The 17911-nt window shown below is 65.8% G+C and carries 16 protein-coding genes; 9 read left to right on the top strand and 7 right to left on the bottom strand.

The window, feature by feature from the left end; all coding sequences use genetic code 11:
• Nucleotides 1–25 precede the first annotated feature (25 nt).
• The 4 genes from glcE (at nt 26) to proC (ending at nt 4064) form a co-directional block, all read left to right on the top strand.
• Nucleotides 26–1114 carry a glycolate oxidase subunit GlcE gene (gene glcE, locus EPN59_RS03920; RefSeq protein WP_293034533.1) on the top strand — a complete coding sequence of 363 codons (1089 nt, stop codon included), beginning with the start codon at nt 26–28 and terminating at the stop codon, nt 1112–1114.
• Nucleotides 1115–1132: 18 nt separating this feature from the next.
• Nucleotides 1133–2362, top strand: a complete 1230-nt coding sequence (gene glcF / locus EPN59_RS03915; RefSeq protein WP_293034534.1) for a glycolate oxidase subunit GlcF — start codon at nt 1133–1135, stop codon at nt 2360–2362.
• A gap of 165 nt (nt 2363–2527) precedes the next feature.
• Nucleotides 2528–3226, top strand: coding sequence for a YggS family pyridoxal phosphate-dependent enzyme (locus EPN59_RS03910; RefSeq protein WP_293034535.1), 699 nt, complete (start codon nt 2528–2530; stop codon nt 3224–3226).
• A gap of 22 nt (nt 3227–3248) precedes the next feature.
• Nucleotides 3249–4064, top strand: coding sequence for a pyrroline-5-carboxylate reductase (gene proC / locus EPN59_RS03905; RefSeq protein WP_293034536.1), 816 nt, complete (start codon nt 3249–3251; stop codon nt 4062–4064).
• A 42-nt stretch (nt 4065–4106) separates the two neighbouring features.
• Here the strand turns inward: proC and ubiA are convergent, their stop codons facing one another.
• The 5 genes from ubiA to recG all read right to left on the bottom strand — a co-directional run bounded on the left by ubiA (nt 4107) and on the right by recG (nt 9903).
• Nucleotides 4107–4973: a 4-hydroxybenzoate octaprenyltransferase gene (ubiA, locus tag EPN59_RS03900; RefSeq protein WP_293045585.1), complete on the bottom strand. Its 867-nt coding sequence runs from the start codon at nt 4971–4973 to the stop codon at nt 4107–4109.
• A gap of 231 nt (nt 4974–5204) precedes the next feature.
• Nucleotides 5205–5693, bottom strand: a complete 489-nt coding sequence (locus EPN59_RS03895; RefSeq protein WP_293033224.1) for a Dps family protein — start codon at nt 5691–5693, stop codon at nt 5205–5207.
• Nucleotides 5694–5887: 194 nt separating this feature from the next.
• Entirely contained in the window at nt 5888–6064 is a 177-nt protein-coding gene (locus tag EPN59_RS03890) for a hypothetical protein (RefSeq protein ID WP_293033222.1), read from the bottom strand.
• A 317-nt stretch (nt 6065–6381) separates the two neighbouring features.
• A complete protein-coding gene (locus EPN59_RS03885) occupies nt 6382–7341 on the bottom strand; it encodes a LysR substrate-binding domain-containing protein (RefSeq protein ID WP_293033220.1) in 960 nt (319 codons plus the stop codon).
• Between the two features lie 168 nt (nt 7342–7509).
• Nucleotides 7510–9903 (bottom strand): ATP-dependent DNA helicase RecG, encoded by a 2394-nt coding sequence (gene recG, locus EPN59_RS03880; protein WP_293033218.1) that lies wholly within the window; start codon nt 9901–9903, stop codon nt 7510–7512.
• A 300-nt stretch (nt 9904–10203) separates the two neighbouring features.
• Here recG and queA point away from each other — a divergent pair, with 300 nt between their 5' ends.
• The 5 genes from queA (at nt 10204) to secF (ending at nt 16477) form a co-directional block, all read left to right on the top strand.
• Nucleotides 10204–11265, top strand: a complete 1062-nt coding sequence (gene queA, locus EPN59_RS03875; RefSeq protein WP_293033230.1) for a tRNA preQ1(34) S-adenosylmethionine ribosyltransferase-isomerase QueA — start codon at nt 10204–10206, stop codon at nt 11263–11265.
• Between the two features lie 148 nt (nt 11266–11413).
• A complete protein-coding gene (gene tgt / locus EPN59_RS03870; protein WP_293033216.1) occupies nt 11414–12619 on the top strand; it encodes a tRNA guanosine(34) transglycosylase Tgt in 1206 nt (401 codons plus the stop codon).
• Nucleotides 12620–12948: 329 nt separating this feature from the next.
• Nucleotides 12949–13278 carry a preprotein translocase subunit YajC gene (yajC, locus tag EPN59_RS03865; RefSeq protein ID WP_293033214.1) on the top strand — a complete coding sequence of 110 codons (330 nt, stop codon included), beginning with the start codon at nt 12949–12951 and terminating at the stop codon, nt 13276–13278.
• A 169-nt stretch (nt 13279–13447) separates the two neighbouring features.
• Nucleotides 13448–15511, top strand: a complete 2064-nt coding sequence (gene secD / locus EPN59_RS03860; RefSeq protein WP_293033212.1) for a protein translocase subunit SecD — start codon at nt 13448–13450, stop codon at nt 15509–15511.
• A gap of 15 nt (nt 15512–15526) precedes the next feature.
• Nucleotides 15527–16477, top strand: coding sequence for a protein translocase subunit SecF (secF, locus tag EPN59_RS03855; protein ID WP_293033210.1), 951 nt, complete (start codon nt 15527–15529; stop codon nt 16475–16477).
• Between the two features lie 177 nt (nt 16478–16654).
• Here secF and EPN59_RS03850 read toward each other — a convergent pair whose 3' ends face one another.
• Nucleotides 16655–17242, bottom strand: a complete 588-nt coding sequence (locus EPN59_RS03850; RefSeq protein ID WP_293033208.1) for a YceI family protein — start codon at nt 17240–17242, stop codon at nt 16655–16657.
• Nucleotides 17239–17805 (bottom strand): cytochrome b, encoded by a 567-nt coding sequence (locus EPN59_RS03845; RefSeq protein ID WP_293033206.1) that lies wholly within the window; start codon nt 17803–17805, stop codon nt 17239–17241. The genes EPN59_RS03850 and EPN59_RS03845 overlap by 4 nt, the downstream gene beginning before the upstream one ends.
• Nucleotides 17806–17911: the final 106 nt, after the last annotated feature.

Here is a 17911-nt window from a genome sequence, read left to right as displayed (position 1 = left end):
CGTCAGCGAGAACGACACTCAGCTCATGAAAGAGGACGATATCGTCGCCGTCTGGTCGGAGCGCGTGCGCGCGGCGACCGCCGATGGCCGCCCGCTGCGCATACGCGGCGGCGGCACGAAGGACTGGTATGGACAGGCGCTCGAGGGTGACGTGCTCGATACACGCACGCATCGCGGCATCATTTCCTACGATCCAGCCGAACTCGTCATCACCGCCCGCGCGGGCACGCCGCTGTCCGAAATCGAATCGACGCTCGCCGCACACGATCAGATGCTCGCGTTCGAGCCGCCGCACTTCGGCGCGCAGGCCACTTTCGGCGGCTGCATCGCGGCCGGCATCGCGGGACCGCGCCGCGTCGCGGCGGGCGCCGTGCGCGACTTCGTGCTCGGCGCGGTGATCATGAACGGCCACGGCGACGTGCTGCACTTCGGCGGCCAGGTCGTGAAGAACGTGGCGGGCTACGACGTGTCGCGCCTGCTCGCGGGTTCGCTCGGCACGCTCGGGCTGATGCTCGAACTCTCGGTGAAAGTGCTGCCCGCGCCGCAAGCCGAAACGACGCTCAAGTTCGAAATGAGCGGCAGCGACGCCGTACGCAAGCTCAACGAATGGGGCGGCCGCCCGCTGCCCATGACGGCAAGCGCCTGGCGCAACCGCACGCTTGCAGTGAGGCTCGCAGGCGCGGAAGCCGCGGTGAAGGCCGCGCGCACGACGCTCGGCGGCGAGGTCGTGGACGCGGTGGAAGCCGAGCGCTTCTGGGCCGGTCTGCGCGAGCAGACCGATCCGTTCTTCTCGGCTATCTCGCCGAACGCGGCGCTCTGGCGCGTTGCGCTGCCCTCGATCGCCGAAACGCTGCAGTTGCCCGGCACCCAGTTGATGGAATGGGGCGGCGCGCAACGCTGGTGGATCACCGAAACCGATGCGCAAACCGTGCGTATCACGGCCAAGCAGGCGGGCGGCCACGCGACGATGTTCCGCACCGGCCGCGACTACGACCGCAGCGCGGGCGTATTCACCCCGCTGCCTGCGCCGGTCATGAAGATCCACCGCGGCCTGAAAGCCGCATTCGATCCGGCGCGCATCTTCAATCGCGGCCGCCTGTACTCCGATTTCTGAACCCATCGACACGCCGCAATGCAGACGAACCTCGCGGACTTCATCCGGAACACGGCGGACGGCGACGAAGCCGACGCCATCCTGCGCAAATGCGTGCATTGCGGCTTCTGCACGGCGACCTGCCCGACCTATCATCTCCTCGGCGACGAACTCGACGGCCCGCGCGGGCGCATCTATCTGATCAAGCAGATGGTGGAAGGCGCGCCCGTGACGAGGAGCACGCTGACGCACCTCGACCGCTGCCTGACCTGCCGCAGTTGCGAGACCACCTGCCCCTCCGGCGTGCAGTACGGCCGGCTCGTTGAAATCGGCCGCAAGCACGCCGAAGAGAAGGTCGCGCGGCCGCTGCGCCAGCGCGTGCTGCGCCGGGTGCTCGCCACCGTCCTGCCGCGCCGCGCGCTGTTTTCGCCCGTGATGCGGCTCGGCCAGCAGGTCCGCCCGCTCCTGCCGCGACGCCTGCGCGACAAGGTGCCCGTGCGCCAGCGCCCGCTCGCCTGGCCGACCGCGAAGCACGCACGCAAGATGCTGATGCTCTCGGGCTGCGTGCAGCCTTCGATGATGCCGAACATCAACATCGCGACGGCGCGTGTGCTGGACGCGCTCGATATCGAAACGATCGTGGCGCCCGACGCCGGCTGCTGCGGCGCGTTCCGCCTGCATCTGGGATACATGGACGACGCGCTCGACGACGCGCGCGCCAATATCGATGCCTGGTGGCCGTATGTGGAGCAAGGCGTGGAGGCGATCGTGATGAACGCCTCGGGCTGCGGCGCGACGGTGAAGGAATACGCGCACCTGTTGCGCAACGATCCGGCCTATGCCGGGCGCGCGCGGCGCATCGTCGAGCTCACGCGCGATCTTTCGGAAATCCTGCCCGCGTTCGAAGAACAGCTCGTCGCGGCGACGCGCCGGCGCAGCATCCAGACGGTCGCGTGGCACCCGCCCTGCACGCTCCAGCATGGACAGCAATTGCGCGGCGGCGTGGAAAAGGTGCTGGGCGCGCTCGGCCTCGACGTGCGTCTGCCCGTCGACAGCCACCTGTGCTGCGGCTCGGCCGGCACGTATTCGATCACGCAGCCGCGCCTGTCCTACACGCTGCGCAACCAGAAAATCGAGCGCCTCAAGGCGCTTGAGCCGCAACTGATCGTTTCGGCGAATATCGGCTGCATCGCGCACCTGCAAAGCGGCACGACGATTCCGGTAACACACTGGATCGAGCTGGTCGAACATATGCTGGCAGCGAACTGAGCGCGAAAGATTGAACGTCGAGCCAGCGTAGCGAAACGCCGGGCGCGAAAATAGCTGGCCGTTCGGCCTATGTTTCGCGTCCGGCGCAGTCCGTATAATTGCCCTCGTTCTTTCCGGTTCGATTCAATGGCCGCCTGCAATGCAGCGCGGCTCGCTACAAGTCCCATGACCGATCTCGCCCACAATCTCGAAGCCGTCCAGCAACGCATTGCCGCCGCCGCCCGCAACGCCGGCCGCGATCCGCAATCAGTCGCGCTGCTCGCGGTCTCCAAAACCTTCCCCGCGCAGGACGTGCGCGCGGCACACGTTGCCGGGCAGCGTGCGTTCGGGGAGAACTACGTGCAGGAGTCCGTCGAGAAAATCGAAGCGCTGGCCGATCTGCGAGCAAGCCTCGAATGGCATTTCATCGGGCCGCTGCAGTCGAACAAGACGCGGCCCGTCGCGGAACGCTTCGACTGGGTGCATTCGGTCGACCGCCTGAAGATCGCGCAGCGTCTTTCTGAACAGCGCCCCGCCGGCATGGCGCCGCTCAACGTGTGCCTCCAGATCAACGTGAGCGGCGAGGCCAGCAAGAGCGGTGTCGCGCCACAGGAAGCGGCGCAGATCGCGTATGAAATCGCAGCGCTGCCCAATCTGCGGCTGCGCGGGCTGATGTCGATTCCCGAACCCGAAACCACCCTCGAGGCGCAGCGCGCGCCGCACCGCGTGCTGCGCGAGCTGTTCGACGCGCTGCGCGCGAACGGTCTTGCGCTCGATACGCTGTCGATGGGCATGTCCGCCGACCTCGAAGCCGCCGTGCTGGAAGGCGCGACCATCGTGCGAATCGGTACGGCGATCTTCGGCGCACGCGATTATTCCCACTGATCCACTCACGCTCTCCCTCACCATGAAAATCGCATTCATCGGCGGCGGCAACATGGCCGCCGCACTCATCGGCGGACTGATCCGCAAAGGCGTGCCCGCCGCCAATCTGTACGCGGTCGATCCGAACGAGGACGCCCGCAAGCGCACCAGCGAACAATTCGGCGTACGCACCGGCGCAAGCGCAGACGCGGCACTCGCGCAGTACGACGCCGTGCTGCTCGCGGTCAAGCCGCAAGTCGCCAAGAGCGTCGCCGAAGGGCTCGCGCCGCATCTCGCGCCGCATCAGGTCGTCATCAGCATCATGGCCGGCATCCGGATCGCGGATCTGTCGCGCTGGCTCGACGGCCACGCACGCGTCGTCCGCACGATGCCCAACACGCCCGCGCTGATCGGCATGGGCGCAACGGGGCTGGTCGCGAGCGAAGGCGTCGATGCAGCGGGCCGCCAGCTCGCCTCGGACGCGCTCGGCGCGGTCGGCCAGACGGTCTGGTTCGACGACGAAGCGAAGATCGACGCCGTCACCGCGATTTCTGGCAGCGGCCCGGCCTACGTGTTCTATTTCATCGAAGCGCTGGAAGAGGCGGCCCGCCAGCTCGGCATGGACGAGCAGCAAAGCCGCGCACTCGCTGTCGCCACCTTCACGGGCGCGGCGCAACTCGCGCTGCAATCAGACGAATCGCCCGCGGTGCTGCGCGAGCGCGTGACGTCGAAGGGCGGAACAACGGCTGCGGCGCTTACCTCGTTCGCGGGTTCGGGCGTGAAGGATGCGATCGTGCGCGGCGCCCTGGCCGCTGATGCGCGCGCGAAGGAAATGGGTGAAGAGTTCGGCAGGCAGTAGCGAGCCGGACGGCGCGCGCGGGTTTTGCGCCCGCCCGCACCGTTACATCGCCGCCGCGAATGCGTAATGCGCGGCGATGCCCGCGAACAGCGCTCCGCCCAGCCAGTTGTTATGGCGAAAGGCGGCGAAGCACGGCATACGCTCGCGGTCTTTGATAAGTGTGTAGTGATATACCGCGCAGCCTGCCGCAGCCGCCCAGCCGATCCAGTAAAGCAGCCCGAGACCGAGCGCGATGCCCACCCAGACGTAAATGCCGAGCGTCGCCGCATAGCACAGCATGATGGCGAGCACGTCGAAGCGGCCGAACGTCAGCGCGGAGGTGCGGATGCCGATCTTGATGTCGTCGTCGCGATCGACCATGGCGTATTCGGTGTCGTAGGCGATGGACCAGCATACGTTCGCGGCCAGCATGATCCAGCCGAGCAGCGGCACATGATCCTGCACAGCGGCGAACGCCATCGGAATGCCGAACCCGAACGCGATGCCCAGATACGCCTGCGGAATCGCGAAGAAGCGCTTCGTGAACGGATACGACGCCGCAACGAAAAGCGCGACCACCGAAAGCTGCTTCGTGAGCGTATTGAGCGGCAGGATCAGGAGAAACGAGACGAGCGCGAGCCCTGCCGCAATCGCCACCGCCTCCCATGCGCGGATACGGCCCGACGTGATGGGCCGCTCGGCGGTGCGCTTCACGTATCGGTCGAAGTCGCGGTCGGCGTAGTCGTTGATCGCGCAGCCCGCCGAGCGCATGAGCACGGTGCCGACCGTGAAAATCACGAGCAGCGACAGCGACGGACGGCCATTCGAGGCAATCCACAGCGCGTTGAGCGTCGGCCAGAGCAGCAGCAGGCTGCCGATCGGCTTGTCCATGCGGACGAGCCGCAGATAAAGCGGGAGTCGGGCGAACATGATCGGTGTGGGAAAAACAATGCCGCTATTGTAGGACAGTGCGCACGCCGCCCACCGCGTTACCGTCATGACGCCGCCGAGTGAATACGGGCGCGCTGGGCAGAACATCGGTGCGCGCCGCTAAAACAAAGGCCCGCCGGAGGTTCCGGCAGGCCCTTTGAGAATCGTTTCGCAGCGCGCCGCGCTGCAAATCGACCGTTAATCAACCACCAAGCAACCGCTAATCGACCATTACGCCAGCAGCGAGCGCAGCATCCACGCCGTCTTTTCATGCGTCTGCATGCGCTGCGTGAGCAGGTCGGCGGTCGGCTCGTCCGAGGCGGCTTCCGTCGCCGGGAAAATCGCGCGCGCCGTGCGCACCACCGCTTCCTGGCCTTCCACCAGCTGGCGGATCATCTCTTCCGCCGCCGGCACGCCGTCCGCTTCCGCAATCGACGAAAGCTTCGCGAATTCCTTATAGCTGCCCGGCGCGTTCACGCCCAGCGCACGAATACGCTCGGCGATTGCATCGACGGCCATCGCCAGTTCCGTGTACTGCGTCTCGAACATCAGATGCAGGGTGTTGAACATCGGCCCCGTGACGTTCCAGTGGAAATTGTGAGTCTTGAGGTACAGCGTGTAGGTGTCCGCGAGCAGGTGCGAGAGTCCTTCCGCGATCTTCTTGCGATCCTTGTCGCTGATGCCGATATTCACATGCTGCACGTTTGCTTTCTTAACCATGGCGACTCCTTGTTTGAAGTGTGACGAATTGTCGATGCCAGTCGGGTCGGGTCCGGTCGCACCGCATCGGCGGCGAACCGCAAATGATCAAACGGGAGTCAGTTTAGCGTAGATGGAAAGGCGGCCACGCTCATCCGACCCTGTCTGTCGGACGGTGAAACCGCACCCAAACCACGCCGTGCGGCAGCCTGCGTTCAACCGCCAGCCAGACGCGTCAGCGCATGGCTCGCGAGCACAATGAGCCCGCCTGCGAAGATCGCGAAGCCGCTCGCGCGGCGCAGCGCCAATGTCGCGCGAGCGAACCGCTGCCCCGCATCGACTGGGCGGGCGATGCCGATGGCATCGAGCGTCATCGTTGCAATCCTCGTCATGATCGTTCTCCTTGACCGGTCCTGAAGACGACGAAGCGTCCGTACGCTTCGCCGCTGCCGCCACAGTGGCGGTGACTTCGCCGCGCCCGTTGATCCCGGGCCGCGACGCATGGGAGGCACTATATCAACAGCTATTGACGAACGATATTTGATTAAAGAAATCTATCAAATAGCCTTTCGCTATCGGGTTCCCATCGTCAGACGGGAACGCAGAGCGGGCAATCCAGAGGGAAGGTGGACACCGCCGCCAGCATCAGCGGGCGGCAGCGAAGTGGCAGATGAGTGCCGACCAGGCGGCGAATGAGCCCGAAAATACCTCAGGCCGCTTCGGCCGACGCCTCGATCTTTTTGACGCCCGGCAGATCGCAGGCGTGCACTGCATCGACGATCGCCTCGATTGCCGGCATGCGCGTAAAGCTCTTGCGCCATGCGAGCACGACGCGGCGGTCCGGCACAGGTTCGTCGAACGGCACGTACGAGAGCAGCCCCGAATCGACACCGCCCGCGTGCGGTTTCACCTCCTGCACCGACATGCGCGGCAGCACCGTGATGCCGACGCCGCTCGCCACCATATGGCGGATGGTTTCGAGCGACGAGCCTTCGAAGGTTTTCTGGATGCCGTCCGCGTTCTGCGAGAAGCGCATCAGCTCGGGACACACGCCGAGGACGTGATCGCGGAAGCAATGCCCGCTGCCGAGCAGCAGCATCGTTTCCTGCTTGAGGTCGCCCGCGTCGATCTTCTCGCGCTTCTCCCACGCGTGGCCGGACGGCAGCGCGACGACGAACGGCTCGTCGTAGAGCGGGCGCAGCGTGAGGCCGGTTTCGGGGAACGGCAGCGCCAGGATCGCCACGTCGATCTCGCCCTGCTTGAGCAGTTCGATGAGCTTGAGCGTGTAGTTTTCCTGCAGCATGAGCGGCATCTGCGGGAAGCGCGTGATCATCTGCTTGACGAGCGTCGGCAGCAGGTACGGCCCGATCGTGTAGATCACGCCGAGCCGCAGCGGTCCGATCAACGGATCCTTGCCCTGCTTGGCGATTTCCTTGATGGCCAGCGTCTGTTCGAGAACGCGCTGGGCCTGCGTGACGATCTGCTCGCCGATCGGCGTGACGCTCACTTCGCTCGTGCCGCGCTCGAAAATCTGCACGTTGAGTTCGTCTTCGAGCTTCTTGATCGCCACCGACAAGGTCGGCTGGCTGACGAAACACGCTTCTGCGGCCCGTCCGAAGTGGCGCTCGCGAGCAACCGCGACTATGTATTTCAATTCAGTCAGCGTCATTTCTTTGGGGACCAATCAGAATAGATAATTCGATAGTTTGTACTTATACACCTATGGCGGCGATTCGCCAATATTCAACATACATCGTCGGGCAGGAACGGCATTCCTCAGACGACGCCGAAGCGCACGGATTCCACGGCGCAGCGGTGCCTGATGTGAAGTTTTCACTCAGGCCTTCAGATACTGCTCGCGCGCGCCGAGCCAGCGGTTCAGATGCTGCGCGACGACGTGCGGCCAGTCGCGCAGCAGCAAGTCGGCCGCGCCGCGCGCGGGTTCGATGAGCCAGCCGTCCGTTTCGAGGTTCGCGAAGCGCAGCATCGCCGCGCCCGACTGACGCGCGCCGAGGAATTCGCCGGGGCCGCGGATCTCCAGATCGCGGCGCGCGATCTCGAAGCCGTCGGTGGTTTCGCGCATCGTCTGCAGCCGCGCGCGGCCCGTGAGCGAAAGCGGCCCGCTGTAGAGCAGCACGCACACCGACGCCGTGCTGCCCCGCCCCACGCGTCCGCGCAGTTGATGCAGCTGCGCGAGGCCGAAGCGCTCGGCGTGCTCGATCACCATCAGCGAGGCGTTGGGCACGTCCACGCCCACTTCGATCACGGTCGTCGCCACGAGCAACTGCACTTCGTCGCGCGAGAAGGCGTCCATCACGGTGGCCTTCTCCGTCGACGAAAGCCGCCCGTGCACGAGCCCGACCGTCAATTCCGGCAGCGCGGCGACGAGCGTCTCGTATGTCTCCACCGCCGTTTGCAGCTGAAGCGTCTCGCTCTCCTCGATCAGCGGGCAAACCCAGTAGACCTGGCGTCCCGTGAGCGCCGCCGCGCGCACGCGCCCGATCACTTCTTCGCGGCGCGCGTCGGAGATGAGCTTCGTGAGGATCGGCGTGCGGCCAGGCGGCAGTTCGTCGATGGTGGATACGTCGAGGTCCGCGTAATACGTCATCGCGAGCGTGCGCGGAATGGGCGTCGCCGACATCATCAGCTGATGCGGCTGGAACGCCTGCCCGGCGGGCGCGGCGGCGCTCGTGTTCTTCGCCTTCGCGCGCAGCGCGAGCCGCTGCTCGACGCCGAAGCGGTGCTGTTCGTCGACGATCACGAGGCCGAGCCGCGCGAATTCGACGGTATCCTGAATGATCGCGTGCGTGCCGATCACGAGCTGCGCGGTGCCGAGCGCCGCCGCTTCGATCGCGGCGCGCTTTTCCTTCGCCTTGAGGCTGCCCGCGAGCCAGGCCACCTGCACGCCGAGCGGTTCGAGCCAGCCGCGCAGCTTGCGCGCGTGCTGCTCGGCGAGGATTTCGGTGGGCGCCATCAGCGCCGCTTGATAGCCCGCGTCGATGGCCTGCGCCGCCGCCAGCGCCGCCACCACGGTCTTGCCGCTGCCGACGTCGCCCTGCAGGAGACGCTGCATCGGATGCGGCAGTTCGAGTTCGCGCGCGATCTCGGCGACGACGCGCTGCTGCGCGCTCGTCAACTGGAACGGCAGCGAGGCGCGCAATCTTTCGACAAGTGGCTGAACAAGCGGCTGAACACGCGGCTCGACCAGCGGCGCGTCAGCAACACCCTCGGCACCCGGCGCGGCAGTTTCGCGCAACGGCATGGCCGGTGCGGCGCGCGTGCGGCGCTCTTCGTGGGCGCGTTTGAGCGACAGTTGCTGCGCGAGCAGTTCCTCGAATTTGATGCGCGTCCACGCCGGATGCGTGCCGTCGATCAGCTCGGCTTCGTCGGCGTCGATGGGCGGATGGTGCAGCGTCTTCACCGCTTCCATCAGCGGGGGCAGGCCGAGCGGCGCCATGAATTCGCGCTCGACGGCCTCGGGCAGCAGTTCGGGCAGCGACGCGCGCGCGAGCGCGTTGTCGATCGCCTTGCGCAGATACGCCTGGCTCACGCCCGCCGTCGACGGATAGACCGGCGTGAGCGCCTGCGGCAGCGGCGTGTCGTCGTCGACGACGCGCACCGCCGGATGCACCATTTCCATGCCGAAGAACCCGCCGCGCACGTCGCCGCGCACGCGCAGGCGGCGGCCCGCCGCCATCTGCGTGACCTGCGAGCCGTAGAAGTTCAGAAAGCGCAGGACGAGTTCGTCGCCGCGCTCGTCGCGCAGTTTCACCAGCAACTGGCGGCGCGGACGGTACGCGATTTCGTTATCGAACACGACGCCTTCCGTCTGCGCGACGCCGCCGGGCAGCAGTTCGCCAATCGGCGTGAGCGTGGTTTCGTCCTCGTAGCGCATCGGCAGATGCAGGACGAGGTCGATGTCGCGCGAGAGGCCGAGTTTGGCGAGACGGTCGGCGGTTTTCGTGACGGCGGGCTTGTCTTTCTCTTTCGCGCGAGCGCTCTTTTTGCCCTTCGGCGCCTCGGCCGTTGCGCCGTGCTTGTCGATGCCCTCGTTGCTCTTGTTGCCTTCGTTGCGCTCGCCGTCCGCAGGCGCGCTCGCCGCACGCCTGCCGCGGCCGCCGCGCTCTGTGCGCTCAGCGGAGCGTTCCGCAGCCGCGTGCTTGCCGTCCGCCGCCGCAACGCTCGCGCCGACGCGCTCGCGCGCGTCGCCGGACGAATCGGTTTCGGGCATCGGACGGCTCACAGATGAGGGCATAGGCGGCTTCGCAAGTACAATATCGGCTTTCCGGCGTGGCGCAGCAGGCCCCAAGCGCGCATTGTGCGACAAGACCCGCTGCCGCTCGCGAGAGCGCGCGTGGCACGCAACGCGTGCTGCACAAGCACAAACGCGAGCACAAACGCGAACGGTCCCGCCATCATAGCCGCTCGCCGCACCGCGGCGGGCATCGTGGTTTTGATCGCGGCGCGCGAGCCGCCTCTCGCGCAAGCGCCGCCCGAAGCCATCAGCCGCATTTCCGTTTCATCAGGCCGCATGTTCAAGCTTTCCGATTTCGATTTCGACCTCCCCGAAGAACTGATTGCGCAGACCGCTCTGCCCGAGCGCAGCGCGAGCCGTCTGCTGGAAGTCGACAACCGCGTGCAGCCCGCGCGCCTCACCGACCGCCGCTTCGCGGACCTGCCGGAGTGCCTCGCGCCCGGCGATCTGCTTGTCTTCAACGATACGAAGGTGCTCAAGGCGCGCTTCTTCGGCCAGAAGGCCAGCGGCGGCAAGATCGAGGTGCTCGTCGAGCGCCTCACGGGCGCGCGCACGGCGCTCGCGCAGATCCGCGCGAGCAAGAGCCCCGCGCCGGGCACGACGCTGCGCCTCGCCGACGCATTCGACGTGACGGTGGGCGAGCGCGTCGAGCCGTTCTACACGCTGCATTTCCCCGACGACTGCCTCACGCTGATCGAGCAGCACGGCCGCCTGCCGTTACCGCCCTACATCACGCACGACGCCGACGCGACCGACGAGACGCGCTACCAGACCGTGTTCGCGCACAATCCGGGCGCGGTGGCCGCGCCCACGGCGGGCCTGCACTTCGACGATGCGCTGCTCGCGAAATTCGACGCGATGGGCGTCGAGCGCGCGACGCTCACGCTGCACGTCGGCGCGGGCACGTTCCAGCCGGTGCGCGTGGAGAACATCGCCGAGCACAAGATGCACAGCGAGTGGTACGAGTTGCCGCAGTCGCTCGTCGACAAGATCGCGGCCACCCGTGCGCGCGGCGGGCGCGTGATCGCGGTGGGCACGACGTCGATGCGCGCGCTCGAAGCGGCGGCGCGCGACGCCGGGCGCGAAGGCCGCGCGCTTGCGGCGACTTCGGCGGAAACCGACATCTTCATCACGCCAGGCTACCAGTTCCGCGTGGTGGACCGGCTCGTCACGAACTTTCACCTGCCGAAGTCGACGCTGCTCATGCTCGTGTCGGCGTTCGCGGGGGTCGAAACGATCCGCGCGGCGTATCGTCACGCCATCGAGGCGCGCTACCGGTTCTTCAGCTACGGCGACGCCATGCTGCTCACCCGGAGCGAGAACGCGCTCGACGCGTAACCAACGGGTAATAAGCGGGTAATAGGCGGGTAACAGGCGCCCACACGAATTTCCCTCGACCGCCGCGCACGAACGCGAACACAAGCGCGAACGCGACGGTCGCCACCATCTGCGCCGGACTGTTTTCCGGTGGCACAGGAGCTCATGCATGACCGACGGTCATCAACAAAACGATGCACGCGCCGAACACGGCGCCTACCTTGGCGAACGGCCACAAAATGGCCTGAAATTCGAACTGCTCGGCACCGACGGCCTCGCGCGGCGCGGGCGCGTCACGCTCAATCACGGCGTCGTCGAAACGCCGATCTTCATGCCCGTGGGCACCTACGGCACGGTCAAGGCGACGCAGCCGCGCGAGCTGGTCGAGATGAACGCGCAGATCATCCTCGGCAACACCTTCCACCTCTGGCTGCGCCCGGGGCTCGAAACGATCGAGGCGCACGGCGGCCTGCATCGCTTCATGGGCTGGAACCGTCCGATCCTCACCGATTCGGGCGGCTTCCAGGTGTTCTCGCTCGGCGACCTGCGCAAGATCTCCGAAGACGGCGTGCGCTTCGCGTCGCCCGTCAACGGCGACAAGCTGTTCCTTTCGCCCGAAGTGTCGATGCAGATCCAGAAGGTGCTGAACTCGGACATCGTCATGCAGTTCGACGAATGCACGCCCTACGCGACCAACGGCGTGCCGACGACGCACAAAGACGCCGCCGACTCCATGCGCATGTCGATGCGCTGGGCGAAGCGCTCGATCGACGAGTTCAACCGCCTCGGCAACCCGAACGCGCTCTTCGGCATCGTGCAGGGCGGCATGTTCGAGGACCTGCGCGACGAATCGCTCGCCGGCCTCTCGGAGATGCCGTTTCACGGCTTTGCGATCGGCGGTCTTTCAGTCGGCGAGCCGAAGGAAGACATGATGCGCGTGCTCGAACACATCGCGCCGCAGCTTCCCGCCGACAAGCCGCACTACCTGATGGGCGTCGGCACGCCGGAGGATCTCGTGGCGGGCGTGGCGTCGGGCATCGACATGTTCGACTGCGTGATGCCGACGCGCAATGCGCGCAACGGCTGGATCTTCACGCGCTTCGGCGACATCAAGATCCGCAACGCGACGCACCGCAACTCGCTGCGCCCGCTCGACGAGCAGTGCGGCTGCTACACCTGCCGCAATTTCACGCGCGGCTATTTGCATCACCTGCATCGCGTAGGCGAGATTCTCGGCGCGCAGTTGAACACGATCCACAACCTGCACTACTACCTCGAACTGATGAGCGAGATCCGCCAGGCGATCGAGGCGAAGACGTTCGCGGCTTTCCGTCAGCGCTTCCACGAGAACCGCGCGCGCGGCGTGGAGCAATAAGGGCGCGAGGCGCCGAAGCCAGGCAACATCGCACGACGGTTTGCGCGCCGGCAGCCGTTGGCCGCGCACCGCATGCACCCGGAGTACATTACAATCCGCTTTCACCAACACAAGACGGACGGACGGGTCCGTCGCGCGACGCAGCGCAACAAGCGCGAAGCGCCGACGAACCACACTGATCCAGGATCGGCCACTCCCATCACCGCCCGCAATGCGCATTTGTCGCATTAAGAGCTTGATAGGAAAGCCAATTTTGGGTAGCCGTCGCGCCGGGCGCCGGTGGTAGAATAACCGGCTTGATTTTCGATCGTATAAACGGAGAGACCAACGTGTCGTTCATTTCCAATGCCTTCGCACAAGGCTCCGCAGCGGGTGGCGCGGAATCCAGTCTGATGAGCTTCCTGCCGCTGATCCTGATGTTCGCGGTGCTGTACTTCATCATGATCCGTCCGCAGATGAAGCGTCAGAAGGAACACCGCAACATGCTCGCGAACATGGCCAAGGGCGATGAAGTCGTCACGAGCGGCGGCATCGTCGGCAAGGTGACCAAGGTCGGCGAAGCCTACGTGGACGTCGAAGTGGCGGACGGCACCGAAATCACCGTGCAGAAGTCGGCGGTTTCGACGATCCTGCCGAAGGGCACGATCAAGTCGCTGTAAGCGCTCGCTCGCGAACGCCGCAAGCCGCAGCGTTCCCGCGAACAGCCTGAGCAGCCTGAAGCGTCCGGCACTGTCCCGGCTGAAATCCACCAGCCCAGACCCTGCCGGACGCGCGCGCATCGAGCACGCAACTCGAGCACGCAATTCCCCTCCCCCGTTGGGTCAACCAATGAACCGTTATCCCCTCTGGAAATATGTCGTGATGGTCGTGGCGCTCGCCATCGGCCTCGTGTACACATTGCCCAATTTCTTCGGCGAAGCGCCCGCAGTCCAGGTGTCGAGCGGCAAGGCCACTGTCAAGCTCGACAGCGGCACGCTCGCCCAGGTGCAGGCCGCGCTCGCCGCGAACAACATCGCCGCCGCCGACGTCACGTTCGACAACTCGGCGATGAACGCGAACATCCGCGTGCGCGTTGCCGACACCGACACGCAGTTGCGCCTGAAGGACGTGCTCACGAAGGCGCTGAATGCCGACCCGACCGATCCGCAGTACATCGTCGCGCTGAACCTGCAAAGCGCCTCGCCGCGCTGGCTGACCGGCATGCGCGCGCTGCCGATGTACCTCGGTCTCGATCTGCGCGGCGGCGTGCACTTCCTGCTGCAAGTCGACATGAACGGCGCGCTCAGCAAGAAGCTCGATTCGGACGCATCGGATGCGCGCACGCTGCTGCGCGAGAAGAACATCCGCGACGGCGGCGTGAACCGCGTCGGCCAGTCGGTGGTGATCAATTTCGCCGATCCGGCAGTCGCCGAAGGCGCGCGCAAGGTGCTCGCAAGCGGCGTCAGCGAACTCCAGTGGGCCACGCAAACCGCGCCGGAAGGCGGCGTGCAGCTCGTCGGCACGTTCACGCCCACGGTCAGACAGTCGGTTCAGCAAGCCGCGCTCAAGCAGAACATCCAGACGCTGCATAACCGCGTGAACGAACTCGGCGTGGCCGAGCCCGTGATCCAGCAGCAAGGCAACGACCGCATCGTGGTCGAGTTGCCGGGCGTGCAGGACACCGCGAAGGCGAAGGACATCATCGGCCGCACGGCGACGCTCGAAGCGCGCCTCGCCGACCCGCTCGGCCTGCACCCGGATCCGAATGCGCCGGTTCCGCCGGGCGACGAACTCTTCACGCAGGGCAACCAGGCGCCCGTGCTGCTCAGAAAGCAGGTGATCTTCACCGGCGACCGCATCATCGACGCGTCGGCGGGCTTCGACGAACATCAGCGTCCGTCGGTCAACATCCGTCTCGACTCGGCGGGCGGGCGCTCCGTGCGCAGCGTCTCGCGCGACAACATCGGCAAGCCGATGGCGATGGTGCTGTTCGAGCGCGGCAAGGGCGAAGTGCTGACGGTCGCGACGATCCAGTCGGAACTGGGCGACCGCTTCCAGATCACGGGCCAGCCCACGCCGCAGGCCGCCGCCGACCTCGCGCTGCTCCTGCGCGCCGGCTCGCTCGCGGCGCCGATGGAAATCATCGAAGAACGCACGGTCGGCCCGAGCCTCGGCGCCGACAACATCCGCAAGGGCTTCGACTCGGTGATCTACGGCTTTGCCGCGATTTCCGTGTTCATGATCGGCTACTACATGCTGTTCGGCATGATCTCGGTGATCGGCCTCTCGGTGAACCTGCTGCTGCTCGTCGCGGTGCTCTCGGTGCTGCAGGCCACGCTCACGCTGCCCGGCATCGCCGCTATCGCGCTCGCGCTCGGTATGGCGATCGACTCGAACGTGCTCATCAACGAGCGGGTCCGTGAAGAACTGCGCCACGGCGCGCCGCCGCAGCTCGCGATCCACAACGGCTACGCGCACGCCTGGGCGACGATTCTCGACTCGAACGTGACCACGCTCATCGCCGGTCTCGCGCTGCTCGCGTTCGGCTCGGGCCCGGTGCGCGGCTTCGCGATCGTGCACGTGATCGGCATTTTGACGTCGATGTTCTCGGCCGTGTTCTTCTCGCGCGGGCTCGTGAACCTCTGGTACGGCGGCAAGAAGAAGCTCAAGTCGCTGGCCGTGGGCCAGGTGTGGCGTCCGCAGCCGGACATGGCAGGCGCTGCCATGCTGACCAGCGACGACGACGCGGACACCGACACGGGCCGCGCCATCGCCACGGCAACGCGTGAGACCGCCAAGGCCACCAGGTCCGCGAAGGCTGCGGGCACGGCGAGCGGCACGGCGCGCGCCAAGCCGGTCGTGCGCCGCAGAAACGGGCCGAGCGGCCCGAGCAACCCGGGCTCGTCCCGCTGATACGGAGTCAAGATCATGGAATTTTTCCGCATCCGCAAAGACATCCCGTTCATGAAGCACGCGTTGATCTTCAACGCGATCTCGCTCATCACGTTCATCGCGGCGGTGTTCTTCCTGTTCCACCGCGGCCTGCATCTGTCGATCGAGTTCACGGGCGGCACGGTCATCGAAGTGCAGTATCCGCAGGCGGTCGAACTCGAGCCCGTGCGCGGCACGCTCGCGAAGCTCGGCTATGGCGACGCGCAGGTGCAGAACTTCGGCACCTCGCGCGACGTGCTGATCCGCCTGCCGCTCAAGCAGGGGCTCACGTCCGCGCAGCAGAGCGACCAGGTCATGGGCGCGCTCAAGTCCGCGGATTCGCAGGTGCAGCTTCAGCGCGTGGAGTTCGTCGGCCCGCAGGTCGGCAAGGAACTCGCCACCGACGGCCTGCTCGCGCTCGCGTGCGTGGTGGCGGGCATCATCATCTACCTGTCGTTCCGCTTCGAATGGAAGTACGCCGTGGCCGGCGTGATCGCGAACCTGCACGACGTCGTGATCATTCTCGGCTTCTTCGCGTTCTTCCAGTGGGAGTTCTCGCTCTCGGTGCTTGCCGCCGTGCTCGCGGTGCTCGGCTACTCGGTGAACGAATCGGTCGTTATCTTCGACCGGATTCGCGAAACCTTCCGGCGCGAACGCAAGATGACCGTTGCTGAGGTCATCAACCACGCGATCACGAGCACGATGTCGCGAACCATCATCACCCACGGCTGTACGCAGATGATGGTGCTCTCGATGTTCTTCTTCGGCGGCCCGACGCTCCACTACTTCGCACTTGCGCTGACGGTGGGCATTCTCTTCGGCATCTACTCGTCGGTGTTCGTCGCGGCGGCCATCGCGATGTGGCTCGGCGTGAAGCGCGAAGACCTCGTCAAGGAAAAGAAGGACAAGTACGATCCGAACGATCCCAACGCGGGCGCGCAGGTTTAAGCCCCGTCGGTTCGATCAACGCAAAAGCCGGTTCTCGCGAACCGGCTTTTTCATTTGCGCTAGTTTGTTTGCGCTACTTCATTTGCGCTACGGCCTGATGCCTTCGGTCCGGACATGCAGCCGGGTCGCCATCCTGAAGCCCTGCGGCTTGCCGAGATCCGCGCCGAAGTCGTCGCGCTATTTGTGCGCGACGACGATGTGAAACTTGATCACCACTTCGTCGGCGACGGTGGACGTGTCTTTCCACTCGCCAGTGCCGACGTTGAATGCGAGCCGATGGATGGGCAGCGTGCCGTCGAACATCTGCGTCGTGCCTTGCTGCGTAAGCACAATCGGCACGGCCACGGCCTCGGCGTGCCCCTTGATCGTGAGATTGCCGTTCACGCGAAACTGGTTTGGCCCGGTCGGCGCAACCGAAGTCGAAACGAACGTGGCCTGCGGCCAGGTCTTCGCATCGAACCATTCAGGACCGCGAATGGAATCGTTGTAGCTCGCGTCGCCGAGATCGTAGCTGCCGGTATCCACCGTGATGCGCGCCGTGCCCGCTTGCGGCTTCGCGGGATCGAAGGCGATCTGCGCGTCGAACTTCGTGAAGCGACCTTCCACCGGCACGTTCATCTGCCGCGAGACAGCGACTAACGTACTCTTCGCCGCATCGATCTGCGCCTGCGCATCGCCCACCCACGCAAGCGCCGCAGCCCAGCCCGCCGCGAGCGCCAGCACGGCCGCAGGACGGTGTCTCGTCCATCCGAAGCTCGCATTCATGATCGCCCTCGTCTGAGCACAGGAATCATCCGCGCAAGCAAACCGTCGCGGTCCACCCAATGATGCTTGAGCGCCGCCGCCACATGCACCGCCACGAGCGCGGCGAGCGTGTAGTTCAGCGCGACGTGCACGAGGCGCAGGATCGGCTTCAGCACCGGGTCGGGACCGATCAGCATCGGCAGGCGCACGAGCCCGAGATAGACGACGGGTACGTTGGCCGCGCAACTGAAAAGGTAGCCGGTAATCGGCACGGCAAACATCAGGAGATACAGCAATACGTGTGCCCCTTGCGCCGCCGCGCGCTGCCAGCGCGACATGCCAGGCGGCAGCGCGGGGGCGCGGTGCGCCGCGAGCCAGGCCACGCGCAGCACGGCAAGGCCGAACAGGGTGACGCCGATCCACTTGTGCCACGCGTAGTAACGGAGTTTGTTGGGCGTGATCCCGGGAATGCCGGTCATCACCCAGCCGAGCGCGAACGCCCCCGCCATGAGGAGCGCCATGACCCAGTGCAGCGCAATCGCGGTGCGGGTGTAGTCTTCGGACGAGGCCAAATCGTGCGACATAGGGATCGTGAGCCGTTCCAGCCAGCTTGTTGATCGGTTATTGTCATTTAACGCGACAGCAGGCTGCACCATTCCACGCATTCGCAAGTTGCGGACCTCGTGCGCG

The organism is Paraburkholderia sp. (assembly GCF_004298475.1).
Taxonomy (GTDB): Bacteria; Pseudomonadota; Gammaproteobacteria; order Burkholderiales; family Burkholderiaceae; genus Paraburkholderia; species Paraburkholderia denitrificans.
Note: the sequence above shows the minus strand (reverse complement) of the source record. Positions and strands in the feature narration are given on the sequence as shown.